We start from the raw sequence: 13,274 nt of genomic DNA on the forward strand, positions 1-13,274 counted from the left end.
GGGGCGCCCTTGTCCGGACGGTGAAATTACGTCATTCCGTGTGCGGGGCGTCCCGTCACGCGCAAGGCTGGTGGCGCGTGCTGACGATGCGTTAGCTAGGCTGATGCCCCATCAGGCGCCAATAAAATAAGACAAGATCAGCCGATCCCGCCGCTGCCGGGGGGAGGGCCACCGATAGGCTCGGAACCGCGAAGCGGGGCCCATGGCCTGCCCGGATGGTGGAATGCAGACACGGCGAGCTTAAACCTCGCTGCCCCTGAGCGGGCGTGCCGGTTCAAGTCCGGCTCCGGGCACCACCACGGCCGTCGGGCCGACCCGTGGGGCAGGGCCCGACCCGTGGGACAGGACAGGATTCGCTGCCGCTCGTCCACACCCTGGAGCGTTCCGCCTGCCCGGCGTCCGGCGCCCGGGACGCGGCGGCGCCCTCCTCGCGCCCGGCACCGGCCTCCCCGGACACCCCCGCGCGGCCGTCGGCGCCGGACGTGCGCACACGGGACTCGCGTTCCGCCGCACGCGGAGGGGGACGGCCGGTGCGTACCGCCGCGGGGGTCGCCGGAGCCGGGCCGGCCGGGCGCGGCTCCGCCCGTCCCGACCGCGTCGCCGGCTCCCGGTCCGCCGCGGCCGGCCCCGCCGAGGGCTGCACCGGCTCCCCCCGGAGCGATCACTGTCTCCGGCCGGTACCGGGCAGGTACCGGCTCGGTACCGGTCCGCCGCTCGCCGTGAGGGGAATCATGAAGCCGCGTAGCGTGTTGCGCAGCACAACGAGGGAAAGATCCTCCCCAAGCACTAGGGTCATTCCTTTGCCTACCTATTACTCTTGAGCCAAGGCCGCACCGAGTGGCCATGGAGGAGTGAAATGAGGAGCAGTAACCCGGTCTTCTCGCGACGGGGGTTCGGCCGCGACAACGGCTACGCGGGCTTCAACACCGCGCCGCAGGCCGGGGGCCCCGCCGTCGCCACGCAGGCCAACCCGTACGCACAGCCGACGGACAACCCGTACGCCCAGAACCCGTACGCGCAGCAGCAGTACGGCACGCCGCCGCAGGCCCCCGCCGCGGCCGGCCGGATGACCATCGACGACGTCGTGATGCGCACGGGCACCACGCTCGGCGTGCTCGTCGTCACCGCCGCGCTCGCCTGGGCGCTGCTGCCCGTCGACGACGCCAACATCGGCCGGTCCTACGGCATCGGCATCGGCGCCGCGCTGATCGCCATGGTCCTGGGCTTCGTGCAGGCCTTCAAGCGCAAGGCGTCGCCCGCACTGATCCTGACGTACGCCGCCTTCGAGGGCGTGTTCCTCGGCGTCGTCTCCAGCGTCGTCGACAACCGCATCGCCGACGGCGCGGCCATGCAGGCCGTGCTGGGCACCATGGCGGTGTTCGCCGGTGTGCTGGTGGCCTACAAGGCCGGATGGATCCGCGTCAACCGCCGCTTCTACGGCTTCGTGATGGCGGCCGCGCTCGGTTTCATCCTGCTGATGGCCGTGAACCTGCTGTTCGCGGTGATCGGCGGCGGTGACGGCCTCGGCTTCCGCAGCGGCGCGCTCGGCGTCCTCTTCGGCGTCATCGGCATCATCCTCGGCGCCTGCTTCCTCGCCCTGGACTTCAAGCAGGTCGAGGACGGCATCGCCTACGGCGCCCCGCGCGAGGAGGCCTGGCTCGCCGCCTTCGGCCTCACCCTGACCCTGGTGTGGATCTACCTCGAGTTCCTGCGGCTCATCTCGATCCTCAGCAGCAGCGACTGACGCCACGGCGTCCACCGCGCGCAAGGGCCCCGGCGGGAGCCGGGGCCCTTGCGCGTGTCCGCGCCCGTCCGTTGGCGGCGGTCCCGCCGCGCCGCGTACGCTCGCCGCGTGGTTGATACGACGCCCTTCACCCGTGCCGTGGATCATTTCGCCGACCGCCTGCGGGCCGCGCCGCAGAGCCGGCTGCAGCGGGGCGCGGCGGCCGAGGCGCTCGCCCTGGCCAGGGAGCTGGCGCGGCGCACCCAGCTCGTCGAGGAGCCGGGCACCGAGCCGCGCGAGATGCCGGACGCCGGGATGTTCGCCGCCGCGGACCAGATCACCGTCGCCGGGCACGACCACGCCCTCGTGCTCACGAGCGACGAGGACGTGGCGGAAGCCGCCCGGCTCGTGGAGGAGGCACGCGGACGCGCGGGCGTGTGACCCCGCGCGAGGCGTGCGCCGGGCGGTACGGGGACGCCCGCGACCGGAGGGACGCGGCGCCCGGGGCGCCCGGTCCTACAGGGACGCGATGACGCGGTCCGCGAGGATGTAGACGCTGTCCTCGCCGCAGGAGAACGTCAGCGTGTACGCCCCGGAGATGCCGGAGCCGCCCAGCAGGAACGGCGTCTCGCCCGCCCGCAGGGCCTCGGCCAGGCGCTCCGCGGTCTCGCGGTGGCCCGGCGTCATGCACAGCGTGGTGCCGTCGGCGAACACGTACACGTCCAGGGTGCCCAGCGGGCCCGGACGGACGTCGGTCAGCTCGGTGCGCGCGGCCGCCAGCTCCTCCAGCACCTCCACCGTGTGCTCGTGGTCGCTCACCACCGGCGAGGAGTGCGGCACGAAGTCGGGGTGGGAGGGGTGGCGGCGGCGGGCCGCGGCCAGCTCGGGGGAGTCGCCGCCGTGCTCCTCGGTGTCGGCGCCGGACTCGGCGACCGGCTCCAGGCCCGCGAAGTCGGCCTGCCGGGGCAGGAACAGCTCACTGTCGGGCAGACCCAGCAGGGACGGGCCGTCGGAGGCGTCACGGACCTCCTGGGCGGCCCAGAAGGCCCGCGCCTCGGCCAGCTCGCGCTCCCGCTCCTCGGCGAGCGCCTCCGCGACCGCGGTGCGTATCTCGTCCGGTCCGGCCGAGCGGGCGGGCGGGACCTGCGCACGGCCCGTCACCTGGCTCCTGGCCAGCTCGGTGTGCAGTGCCGCGACCTGTCGGCGCAGCACCAGCACGCTGCGCAGGACGGCGACGCCCACGGCACCGGTGGCGGCCGTGGTGATCAGCAGGGCGATCGGCATGGCGCTCACTGACGTACTCCCGGTTCACAGTCGACCCCCGACTTCCTACATCAGCTTGAAGGGCGGACTAACCGTCTGTCAGTGCGTAACGTCACGAATCGGACAGCGCGAGGGGGCCGGGGTGTCCGGCGGGTCCGCCGTGACCTGCACGGATGCCCCTCCCGCGAGGCATAGGTCACATCCTGGGGGAATTTGGATCACAGAACGGCCCGGCGCCCCGGGCGAGCGGGGTGCCGGGCCGGAACGTCACGCGATGTGCCGGGGCGGTCACCCAGCGGCGCGCGGCGGTCAGCTCAGGCGCTCGATGACCATCGCCATGCCCTGCCCGCCGCCGACGCACATGGTCTCCAGGCCGAACTGCTTGTCGTGCCACTGCAGGGAGTTGATGAGCGTGCCGGTGATGCGGGCGCCGGTCATGCCGAAGGGGTGGCCGACGGCGATGGCGCCGCCGTTGACGTTCAGCTTCTCCAGCGGGATCCCCAGGTCCTGGTAGGACGGGATCACCTGGGCGGCGAACGCCTCGTTGATCTCGAACAGGTCGATGTCGCCGACGGTCAGGCCGGCCCGCCGCAGGGCCTGCTCGCTCGCCTCGACCGGGCCGAGGCCCATGATCTCCGGGGAGAGGCCGGAGACGCCGGTGGACACGATCCGGGCCAGCGGGGTCAGGCCCAGCTCGCGGGCCTTGGTGTCGCTCATGATGACGAGCGCGGCGGCGCCGTCGTTGAGCGGGCAGCAGTTGCCGGCGGTGACCAGGCCGTCGGGGCGGAAGACGGGCTTGAGGCCGGAGACGCCCTCCATGGTCACGCCGGGGCGCGGGCCGTCGTCCTTGCTGACCACCGTGCCGTCGGGCAGCGTCACCGGGGTGATCTCGCGCTCCCAGAAGCCGTTCTTGATGGCTTCCTCGGCGAGGTTCTGCGAGCGGACGCCGAACTCGTCCATCTCCTGGCGGGTGACGCCCTTCCAGCGGGCGAGGTTCTCCGCGGTCTGGCCCATCGCGATGTACGGGTCGGGGAGCAGGCCGTCCTCGCGCGGGTCGTGCCAGGTGGAGCCCTCGGACTCGGCGACGGCGGCGGTGCGCGCCTCCGCCTCGGCGAACAGCGGGTTGCGCGTGTCCGGGAGGCTGTCGGAGTTGCCCTTGGTGAAGCGGGAGACCGTCTCGACGCCGGCCGAGATGAAGACGTCGCCCTCGCCGGCCTTGATCGCGTGCAGCGCCATCCGGGAGGTCTGCAGGGAGGAGGAGCAGTAACGGGTGACCGTGCAGCCGGGGAGGTGGTCCATGCCCATCTGCACGGCGACGATCCGGCCGAGGTTGTTGCCCTGCTCGCCGCCGGGCAGACCGCAGCCGAGCATCAGGTCGTCGATGTCCTTCGGGTCCAGCTCGGGGACCTTGGCCAGGGCGGCCTGGACGATCGTGGCGGTCAGGTCGTCCGGCCGCATGTCCTTGAGCGAGCCCTTGAAGGCGCGGCCGATGGGGGAGCGGGCGGCGGAAACGATCACGGCTTCGGGCATCACGGCTCCAGAGTGAAGAGGCGGCGGCGAGCGCTCGGCGGTCGGGCGCGGGCGGGCATACCGGCGGGTCGGTGCGGCGCCTGAGGCGAAGCTACCCGTACGTGTGCGCGCGGTCACGCGTGTCGCGGTGTGACATGGACCGCAACTGTCTAAGCGCTTGCTTGGCTTCCGCTCCCTCCTCGGACGGGCGTTCGCGTCACGGCTGGGCCGACGGCTCCGGCTCGGCCTCCGTGACGCGCCGCCGGCGCCGCCGCTTGAGCAGGGCCCAGGCGCCGCGCGGCCCGGCCGGCATCGCCGCGGCGACCTCCGTGCCCGCCTCCGAGGCGGCCTCCGCGGCGGCCCGCGCCACCGGGAGGAAGCCCTCACGGCGGGCGGCGTCCGGCCGCTCCTCGTCCGCCGGCCACAGCCCCAGCGCCGCGCACACCGTCGGCAGCACCGCCATCGCCGCCGTCGCGTACCCCTCCGCCGAGGGGTGGTAGCTGTCCGGGCCGAACAGCTCGCGCGGGTGCGCCGCGAACTCGGGCCCCAGCAGGTCGCCCAGCGACACCGTGCGCCCGCCCTGCTCCACCACGCCGATCGTCTGGGCCGCCGCCAGCTGCCGGGAGGCGCGGCGGGCCAGCCAGCGCAGCGGCTGCCGCACCGGCTCGAGCGTGCCGAGATCCGGGCACGTGCCGACCACCACCTCCGCGCCCGCCGTCCGCAGCCGGCGCACCGCCGAGGCGAGGTGACGCACGGAACGGGTGGGCGGCATGCGGTGCGTCACGTCGTTGGCGCCGATCATGATCACGCAGATGTCCGGCACCCTCGACGGGTCCGCCAGCGTCCGGGTCACCTGCCGGTCCAGGTCGTCCGAGCACGCCCCGGGCACCGCCACCGTGGACAGCCCCACCGGGCGCTCCGCGAACGCCGCGACCCCCGAGGCGAGCAGCGCGCCCGGCGTCTGCCCGGCCCGGTGCACGCCCTGGCCCGCGGCCGTGGAGTCGCCCAGCATCGTCAGCCGCAGCGCCGGCTCGCCCGGCACGGTCCAGGCGGCGCCGTACAGTCCGTCCGCGTGGGGCACGTATGGACTCGTGCCGTTGCCCACCCGGCGCCGCGCCAGCCGCGCCTCCGCCAGCAGCAGCCCCGCGGCCGCCGCGCCCGCCAGCCCGATCCCCCCGCCGCCGTACGCGGCGCCGGCCGCGATGCGCCGGGCCACCCGCGCCCTCGACATGCCCGTCATGCTCGCCGCCACCTCCTCGTAGCCGTACACCCAGGTCTTGCCCCGTACAGACGGTGGTTGAATCCCGACGGGGAGTGAACGGCCCGGCCGGGTCCGGTTCCGGGAAGGGCCTAGGCTGGCATCACCACCCCGACCACATCCTTTGCAGCATCCGGAGACAACGGTGCAATTCCACGACTCGATGATCAGCCTCGTCGGCAACACCCCGCTGGTGCGGCTCAACAGCGTGACCAAGGGCATCAAGGCCACCGTCCTGGCCAAGGTGGAGTACTTCAACCCGGGCGGCTCCGTGAAGGACCGCATCGCCCTGCGCATGATCGAGGCGGCCGAGAAGAGCGGGGAGCTCCGGCCCGGCGGCACGATCGTCGAGCCGACCAGCGGCAACACCGGCGTCGGGCTCGCCATCGTGGCCCAGCAGAAGGGCTACAAGTGCGTCTTCGTCTGCCCGGACAAGGTGTCCACGGACAAGATCAACGTCCTGCGGGCGTACGGCGCCGAGGTCGTCGTCTGCCCGACCGCGGTGGCGCCCGAGCACCCCGACTCCTACTACAACGTCTCCGACCGGCTGGTCCGTGAGACGCCGGGGGCGTGGAAGCCGGACCAGTACTCCAACCCGAACAACCCCCTGTCGCACTACCACTCCACCGGCCCCGAGCTGTGGGAGCAGACCGAGGGGAGGATCACCCACTTCGTGGCCGGCGTCGGCACCGGCGGCACCATCTCCGGCACCGGCCGCTACCTGAAGGAGGCCAGCGACGGCCGCGTCAAGGTCATCGGCGCGGACCCCGAGGGCTCGGTGTACTCCGGCGGTTCCGGCCGTCCGTACCTGGTCGAGGGCGTCGGCGAGGACTTCTGGCCGACCGCCTACGACCGGGACGTCGCGGACGAGATCGTCGCCGTCTCCGACAAGGACTCCTTCCAGATGACCCGCCGCCTCGCCAAGGAGGAGGGCCTGCTGGTGGGCGGCTCCTGCGGCATGGCGGTCGTGGCGGCGCTGGAGGTGGCCTCCCGGCTCGGCGAGGACGACGTCGTCGTCGTGCTGCTGCCGGACAGCGGACGCGGCTACCTCAGCAAGATCTTCAACGACGAGTGGATGGCCGACTACGGCTTCCTGGAGGACTCCGGCCCGAGCGCCCGCGTCGCCGACGTGCTGGACGACAAGGAGGGCGGCCACATCCCGTCCCTGGTCCACATGCACCCCGACGAGACCGTCGGCCAGGCCATCGAGGTGCTGCGCGAGTACGGCGTCTCGCAGATGCCGGTCGTCAAGCCGGGCGCCGGCCACCCCGACGTGATGGCCGCCGAGGTCGTCGGCTCGGTGGTGGAACGCGAGCTGCTGGACGCGCTGTTCAGCAAGAGCGCCTCGCTCGACGACCCGCTGGAGAAGCACCTGTCGGCGCCGCTGCCGCAGGTCGGCTCCGGTGAGCCGGTCGCGGACCTGATGGCCGTGCTGGGCAAGGCGGACGCGGCGATCGTGCTGGTCGAGGGCAAGCCGACCGGTGTGGTCAGCCGTCAGGACCTGCTGTCCTTCCTCGCCAAGACCGGCGCGTGAGGGACCGCGCGGTCCCCGCGCGGCCGTGAGGCGCGTGCCCTTCGCGGAAGTGGTACGAGCACGTCACGCCCGCGCAGCACTCGCTTAACACAGCTCCGGCACAGTGGTGGTTGTCGGCGGGACGGGAGCGGCTCCCCGTTCCGGCCGACGGCCACACGGCGTCGACGGACCTCCGGAGCGGCTCCCGGACCTCCCTGGACGCCTGTGACACGCGCTGCGCCCGTGGCGGAGCGCGTGTTCGCGGGGACCGCCGTCGTCCCGCCCCCCGGCGACGGGGGTGCGGCGGTCCCCGCGCACGACCCTTCCGCAGAACGCCGCCGGCTCCCTGCGGCTCAGTCCTCCCAGGCGTCGTCGGCGGTCGCGGAGCGGCGGTGCCGGAACAGCCCGGGGTTGGTGCGCACGGCCTGGACGACGTTCACGCCGACGATCCCCGCCCAGGCGACCAGCAGTCCCGGCAGATCGGCCACGCCCCCGCCGATCGCGGACAGCGGCACCGCCAGCACCAGCGACACGATCCCGAAGCCGAACCGCTCGCCCCAGGAGTCCGTGGCCTTCGGCGCACGCGCGTCCCGTGCGGACGTCATCCGCTGCTCGGCCAGCTGCCGGCGCACCCGGCGGTCCACCGCGCCGTCGATGCGCTGGTCGACCTTCTCGAGGAACGAGTCGACCAGGGCGGACTCGTAGTCCTCGCCCAGTTCCCTGCGGGCCTGCAGGGAGGCGTGGAGTTCCTTCTTCAGCTCGGCGTCCCGCGCGTCGATTCCGGTCATGCCTCACAAGGTAGGCACGCGGGGGCCCGCCCGCACTGGGGGTAACCCCCGTTCCCGCCCTCGGGCCCGCCGCCGTGTCAGCCCTCGCACATCTTGTCGTCGGCCCGGGACTGCGGGACGTCGACCTTCTTCGGCGTCGCGACCGGCACCCCGGCCTTCTTGAAGTCGGGGCCGAGGGTGAGCGTCATCGGCCCGTCGCCGGCGTCCGCGGAGGGCTTCAGCGCGGCGGCGGGCAGGCCCATCAGGTCGGCGAGCCTACGGGCCTGGCCGGCCTGGTCCGGGGCGTACACGAGCCGGGTGCGGGCGACCTTCGCGGGGGCGTTGCCCTGGTTCGACGACCGGGACACCCCCTCGCTGTCCCGCAGCCAGACGACGGTGTCCTGCGCCGCGCCCTGCGGGCCGCCGCCGTTGAGGACGTCGACGTGCACGGCGGACGCCTCGGCCCGCTCCCCCCTCAGCAGCGCGTCCTGCTCGTCCTCGGCCTTCTTCCGCTGCTTCTTCACCTCGGTGAACGACACGTCGTCCCGGAGCATGGAGAACACCTGCGGCGCCTTGACCGGGTCGGGGACGACGGTGACGGGCGTCGGCTCGTCCGGGTTGTCGATGACCGGGAGCGTCATCAGGGTGATGTTCCTCAGGTCGATCTTCCCGAGTTCCCCGGCGAGGGCGAGCAGCTTGCCGGGGCTGCCGATGCCCTTGTCCACGGTGAGGGACTTGGTGGCCGCGTCGGCGACGTCCAGCATCGTGGACGGGCTGCCGAGGGTGTCCTCCTTGAGCCGGCGCAGCATCGACGCGACGAACTTCTGCTGCATGCCGATCCGGTCCAGGTCGCTCTCGTTCTTCAGACCGTGCCGGTTGCGCAGGAACGACAGCGCGTCCTCGCCCTGGATCGTGCTCTTGCCGGCCGGGAGGTCGAGGTCGGTGCCGCCCTCGGTGTCCTTCAGCGGCTTCTCCAGGCACACCTCGACGCCGCCGACCGCCGTGGACAGCGTCTTGACGGCGTTGAAGTCGAACATCATGAAGTGGTCCACGTCCACGCCGGTGAGCTGCTCGACCGTGCGCATGGTGCAGCCCGGGTCGCGGCCCTCCACGCCGTACGACTCGTTGAACCGGGTGGCGCCCTGCGAGCCGGGGACCGTCTTCGTCGAGCCGTCCGCCGTGCGGGTCTCGCAGTCCGGTATCTCGGTCATCAGGTCGCGGGGGATGCTCACCACCGTGGCGTTGGACCGGTCCCCCGCGACGTGGAACAGGAGCGTGGTGTCGGCGTGCCCGGTCACGTTGTCCCGGTTGCCGTACGCCTCGTTGCCCTTGCCGGTGCGGACGTCGTTGCCGATGACGAGGATGTCGGCCGGGCCGTCCCCGAGGACCGTGTCGCTCCCCACGTCACCGATGTCGACGGTGTCGATGTTCCCGTACAGGCGGTCGTACCAGTAGTACGCGAACGCCGAGCCGGCGACGAGGACCAGGCCCAGCGTGCCCCCGGTCCACATCAGCGCCTTGCGCCTGCCGGACTTCTTCGGCTGCTTGCGCTTGCGGCGGTGGGCGTCGCGGGGACCGTCGGCGGCGGGGCCGCCGTCACGGTCGCGCGGGCCGGGGGGCCGGTCGCGGGGGCCGTCGGGACGCGGGCCGGGGGTGTGGGGGGTGCGTCGGCGGGGGACCGGGGGCGGGGGCGGGGCGGCGCCGTCCGGCCTCAGCTCGTAGTCACCGGTCCGCGGATTGAGCACCCACTGGTCGGCGGGATCGCTCCCGTCCGCCCGCCCACGACTGTGCGCGTCCACGCCCCCACCCCGTTCTGCGCCATGTGCCCCGTGGGGCGCCTGAGTTCGGAATTGTTTATATGTTCGACGAGTTACGCTGTCCGGCCGTTCCCGGAGGCGCGGACGTCGTGACGGAATCGCCGAGATCCGGACGTGTCCGGGAGGCGGGTCCGGGAAGCGGTTCGTGGCGTGATCTCCGCGCGGTGCGGTGCCCGTCCGACGCGGCGGGGCGTTCGCCTGTATAACGGCATGCAGAAGTCACGACGGATGAAGGGGCCGGGGACGGCCGAGGGGGAGCCAGGTCATGAGCGGCACCGAGAGCCCCGCGGCGCGTCTCCAGGCGCTCTTCGAGGGGCACCGGCTGACGCCGACCCAGCGGCGCATCGCGCACAGCATGGTGCGGCGCGCCGCCGACGTGCCGTTCCTGTCGAGCGTGGAGCTGGCCGAGCTGGCCGGGGTGAGCCAGCCCTCCGTGACCCGGTTCGCGGTCGCCCTCGGCTTCGACGGGTACCCCGCGCTGCGCCGGCACCTGCGCGAGGCCGCACCGGCCGAGCCCGCCCCGGAGACCGGCTCGTACAACGCGTACCAGCAGGCCGTCGAGGCCGAGATCGAGAACCTGCGCCACCTCGCGGAGGTGCTGGCCGACCCGGAGCCCGTGCGGCGGGCGGGGGGCGTGCTGGCGGCGAGCCGGCCGCTGCCCGTGCTCGGCCTGCGGGCCGCCGCCGCCCAGGCGCACGGCTTCGCCTACTTCGCCGCCAAGGTCCATCCGGACGTACGGCTGCTCAACGAGGGCGGCACCATGCTGCCCGACCGGATCGACGCCGCCGTGCGGGCCGGGGCGTCGGCGCTGCTGTGCTTCGCGCTGCCGCGGCATCCGCGCGAGGTCCTCGACGCGCTCGTCCACGCCAAGGAGGCGGGGCTGACCGTGGTCACCGTCGCCGACTCGCCGTTCGCGCCGGTCGCCAAGGTGTCCGACCTGCTGCTGCCGGCCGCCGTCGGCACGGCGCTGGTGTTCGACACCGCGTGCGCGCCGATGCTGCTGGGGCGGGTCCTGCTGGAGGCGATGTGCGACGACCTGCCGGACGCGCAGGCACGGCTGGAGGAGTTCGACGCCCGGGCGGCGGCGCGCGGGCTGTTCGTGGAGTGACGGGCACGGCGCGGGGGCCGTCCGCCGCGTCTTCTCAGACTCGTCTCAGCTTGCCGCGCTAGCGTCCGCCGCAGGGGACTTCCCTCGAAGGCGTTCCCCAGGTGAAGGACCACGGGCAAGGGACTTCCCACAGATGGACTTCCTCAGGAATCGGATGACGGGAGGCTGGACGTGACGCGCGGAGGACAGGGGCTGGCCCGGGTGGCCGTCGTCGTACGGGCCGGGGCCGCACCACTGTGGTGGCTGGGAGTCGTCGCCGCGGGTGCCGGGGCGTTCGTGCCGGGCCTGACGGGGCTGCGGATCGGCGCGCTCGGCGGAGCCGCGCTGTTCCTCGTGGCCGCGGCCCTCGTGGCGCTCACGCGGCGGGGCCGGTACCGCGCACTGGCCCGGGCGGCGGCCCGGGCGGGCCGGCACGACGTGCTGCAGGACCGCGCGGTGACCGCGCGCAACTGGCGCCGGGCGCACCGCTGGTGGCTGCTGCTCGCCTTCCTCGCCGCGCTCGGCTCGGCGTTCGCGGCGCCCGCCGCGGGCGGTCTGCTGCTCGCCGGGTGCGGTGTGGGGCTGTGGCTGAAGGCGGCGTGGATCGGCCGCCTGGAGCAGGCCGAGGACGTGCTGCTGTGGGTCCGCGTCGACTGGCTCCGCAAGGGCGCGGGCCGTCCCGCCGGACGCGCCGTCAAGGCCTACCGCACGACCGGCATCGCCGCGGGCGACGCGGCCCCTGGCGGGGCCCGCCGCAGGCTCGTGACGGCGGCGTAGCCGACACCCCGGGCGCGTGGCGACCACGCGCCCGGGTCGTTCAGGCGTACCCGTGCCGGGGGGAGCCCGCATCCCCGCCGGTCACGTCGGAGGCGTGTTCCCCAGCCCCGTCAGGGCGTCCCTGTGGGCCGCGCCGGACTCCGTGACGATCTCCTCGACCGGCTGGGCCGGGCGGACCGTCGCGAAGGCGATCGCGCCGGAGGCGTCCTGCGTGAAGCCGAGGACGGCCGGGCGGGGGAGCGAGTTGTACGCGTAGTGGTGCGCGAAGTAGTACGCGCCGGTGTCCAGCACCGCCGCGTGGTCGCCCTGCTCCAGCAGCGGCAGCTCCTGCCCCTGTGCCAGCAGGTCGCCCGCGAAGCAGGCCGGTCCCGCCACGTCCTGGACGACCGCCGGGCCCTCCTTGGGCAGCCCCTTCGCGTCGTACGCGGCGATCCGCAGCGGCCACGACGCCGGCGCGTACACCGTGCGCGTCGCCACCTGCACGCCCGCGTGGGTCACCGCGACCGGCCGGCCGCCCGCGCTCTTGGCGTACTCCACGCGCGTGACCATCGTGCCGTGCTTGGCCAGCAGGGACCGGCCGAACTCGGTGACCAGCCCGTACCGCCCGTCGAACAGCCCCGGCACCGTCTCCTTCAGCAGCCGCGCGTACTCCGCGTAGCCGGGGCGGCTCTCCTCGGAGGCGAAGTTCACCGGCAGTCCGCCGCCGATGTCGAGGGTGTCGACCTGGCGCCGCCCGGCCCGCCGGTTGATCTCCTCCGCCAGCTCGTACGTCTCCGCGACCCCGCGCGCCATCATCGTCAGGGCGATGCCCTGGGAGCCGGTGTGGGCGTGCAGCCGGGTCAGCCACGGCCGGTCCAGGTACGCCTGGACCACCCACTCCCGCGCGCCCTCGTCGCGCAGCGCCACACCGAACTTCGAGGTGGCCGTGGCGGTCGACAGCGCCTCGATGGAACCGCCCCCGACCTGCGGGTTCACCCGGATGCCGAGCGGCGGGCGGACGTCCGTGCCGGCCACCAGCGCGTCGATGCGCTCCAGCTCCTGCGGGTTGTCCGCGTTGACGGCGATGCCCAGCTCCAGCGCCTCCCGCAGCTCGGCGTGCGTCTTGGCGGGGGAGTCCAGCACCGTGCGCCCCGGCTCCACGCCCGCGGCGCGCGCCAGCGCCAGCTCGCCCGGGCTCGCCACCTCCGCGCCGATGCCCTCCTCGCGCAGCAGCCGCAGCACCGGCACCAGCGGGCTCGCCTTGACCGCGAAGGCGTGCAGCACCGGCGTGCCGGGCGCGGTCACCGCATCGAACGCGGCCCGCAGGTCCGCCGCCGACTCGCGGATGCCGGTGACGTCCAGCAGCGCCACGAGGGGCACGCCGGCGTCGAGGAGCCCCTGCTCCACGGCCGCCCGCACCGCCGCGTCCCGGCGGGCCGCCCGTCCGGCGGCCCGCGGGTCCGCCCCGGCCGTCATGCCGTCCGTCCTGTCATCGGTCTGCTCGTTCGCGCGCATGCGTCCAGCCAAACATCCCCCGGACGGCCGTGCCGACGCACCCCCGGTGTTGACTAGGTCTATTCA

The 13,274-nt window shown here is 73.7% G+C and carries 11 protein-coding genes and 1 tRNA gene; 6 read left to right on the plus strand and 6 right to left on the minus strand.

What is annotated here, in order from left to right:
* Nucleotides 1-209 precede the first annotated feature (209 nt).
* From C1708_RS19430 to C1708_RS19440, 3 genes are all read left to right on the plus strand, one after another.
* Nucleotides 210-296 (plus strand) — tRNA-Leu (locus tag C1708_RS19430).
* 560 nt (nucleotides 297-856) lie between these two features.
* Entirely contained in the window at nucleotides 857-1,744 is an 888-nt protein-coding gene (locus C1708_RS19435) for a Bax inhibitor-1/YccA family protein (protein WP_106413874.1), read from the plus strand.
* Nucleotides 1,745-1,852: 108 nt separating this feature from the next.
* Nucleotides 1,853-2,164: a hypothetical protein gene (locus C1708_RS19440; protein ID WP_106416376.1), complete on the plus strand. Its 312-nt coding sequence runs from the start codon at nucleotides 1,853-1,855 to the stop codon at nucleotides 2,162-2,164.
* Between the two features lie 75 nt (nucleotides 2,165-2,239).
* Here C1708_RS19440 and C1708_RS19445 read toward each other — a convergent pair whose 3' ends face one another.
* The 3 genes from C1708_RS19445 to C1708_RS19455 all read right to left on the minus strand — a co-directional run bounded on the left by C1708_RS19445 (nucleotide 2,240) and on the right by C1708_RS19455 (nucleotide 5,735).
* On the minus strand, nucleotides 2,240-3,016 hold the full coding sequence (locus C1708_RS19445) for a hypothetical protein (RefSeq protein ID WP_106413875.1): 777 nt from the start codon (nucleotides 3,014-3,016) through the stop codon (nucleotides 2,240-2,242).
* Between the two features lie 279 nt (nucleotides 3,017-3,295).
* Nucleotides 3,296-4,516 carry an acetyl-CoA C-acetyltransferase gene (locus tag C1708_RS19450; RefSeq protein WP_106413876.1) on the minus strand — a complete coding sequence of 407 codons (1,221 nt, stop codon included), beginning with the start codon at nucleotides 4,514-4,516 and terminating at the stop codon, nucleotides 3,296-3,298.
* A gap of 196 nt (nucleotides 4,517-4,712) precedes the next feature.
* Nucleotides 4,713-5,735 carry an SGNH/GDSL hydrolase family protein gene (locus C1708_RS19455; protein ID WP_106416377.1) on the minus strand — a complete coding sequence of 341 codons (1,023 nt, stop codon included), beginning with the start codon at nucleotides 5,733-5,735 and terminating at the stop codon, nucleotides 4,713-4,715.
* Between the two features lie 163 nt (nucleotides 5,736-5,898).
* On the opposite strand from C1708_RS19455, the gene C1708_RS19460 reads away from it, so the two are divergent.
* Nucleotides 5,899-7,287, plus strand: coding sequence for a cystathionine beta-synthase (locus C1708_RS19460; protein ID WP_106413877.1), 1,389 nt, complete (start codon nucleotides 5,899-5,901; stop codon nucleotides 7,285-7,287).
* Nucleotides 7,288-7,619: 332 nt separating this feature from the next.
* Here the strand turns inward: C1708_RS19460 and C1708_RS19465 are convergent, their stop codons facing one another.
* On the minus strand, nucleotides 7,620-8,045 hold the full coding sequence (locus C1708_RS19465) for a hypothetical protein (protein ID WP_198602730.1): 426 nt from the start codon (nucleotides 8,043-8,045) through the stop codon (nucleotides 7,620-7,622).
* An 86-nt stretch (nucleotides 8,046-8,131) separates the two neighbouring features.
* Complete coding sequence (locus C1708_RS19470; RefSeq protein WP_106413879.1) at nucleotides 8,132-9,832, minus strand: LCP family protein; 1,701 nt, start codon at nucleotides 9,830-9,832, stop codon at nucleotides 8,132-8,134.
* A gap of 283 nt (nucleotides 9,833-10,115) precedes the next feature.
* On the opposite strand from C1708_RS19470, the gene C1708_RS19475 reads away from it, so the two are divergent.
* Together C1708_RS19475 and C1708_RS19480 are read left to right on the plus strand one after the other, a co-directional pair.
* Entirely contained in the window at nucleotides 10,116-10,958 is an 843-nt protein-coding gene (locus C1708_RS19475) for a MurR/RpiR family transcriptional regulator (RefSeq protein ID WP_106413880.1), read from the plus strand.
* 171 nt (nucleotides 10,959-11,129) lie between these two features.
* The gene (locus tag C1708_RS19480) at nucleotides 11,130-11,714 is read left to right on the plus strand and encodes a hypothetical protein (protein ID WP_106413881.1); all 585 of its coding nucleotides are present in this window, start codon (nucleotides 11,130-11,132) and stop codon (nucleotides 11,712-11,714) included.
* An 81-nt stretch (nucleotides 11,715-11,795) separates the two neighbouring features.
* Here C1708_RS19480 and C1708_RS19485 read toward each other — a convergent pair whose 3' ends face one another.
* A complete protein-coding gene (locus C1708_RS19485) occupies nucleotides 11,796-13,208 on the minus strand; it encodes a type III PLP-dependent enzyme domain-containing protein (RefSeq protein WP_106413882.1) in 1,413 nt (470 codons plus the stop codon).
* Between the last annotated feature and the right edge of the window lie 66 nt (nucleotides 13,209-13,274).

The sequence above is a fragment of the Streptomyces sp. DH-12 genome, assembly GCF_002899455.1.
Lineage (GTDB): Bacteria > Actinomycetota > Actinomycetes > Streptomycetales > Streptomycetaceae > Streptomyces.

Excerpts from the sequence above, each read along its gene's own strand:
- C1708_RS19435 (WP_106413874.1), top strand. The coding sequence starts at position 857 with ATGAGGAGCAGTAACCCGGTCTTCTCGCGACGGGGGTTCGGCCGCGAC.
- C1708_RS19450 (WP_106413876.1), bottom strand. The coding sequence starts at position 4,516 with ATGCCCGAAGCCGTGATCGTTTCCGCCGCCCGCTCCCCCATCGGCCGC.
- C1708_RS19455 (WP_106416377.1), bottom strand. The coding sequence starts at position 5,735 with ATGACGGGCATGTCGAGGGCGCGGGTGGCCCGGCGCATCGCGGCCGGC.
- C1708_RS19475 (WP_106413880.1), top strand. The coding sequence starts at position 10,116 with ATGAGCGGCACCGAGAGCCCCGCGGCGCGTCTCCAGGCGCTCTTCGAG.
- C1708_RS19485 (WP_106413882.1), bottom strand. The coding sequence starts at position 13,208 with ATGCGCGCGAACGAGCAGACCGATGACAGGACGGACGGCATGACGGCC.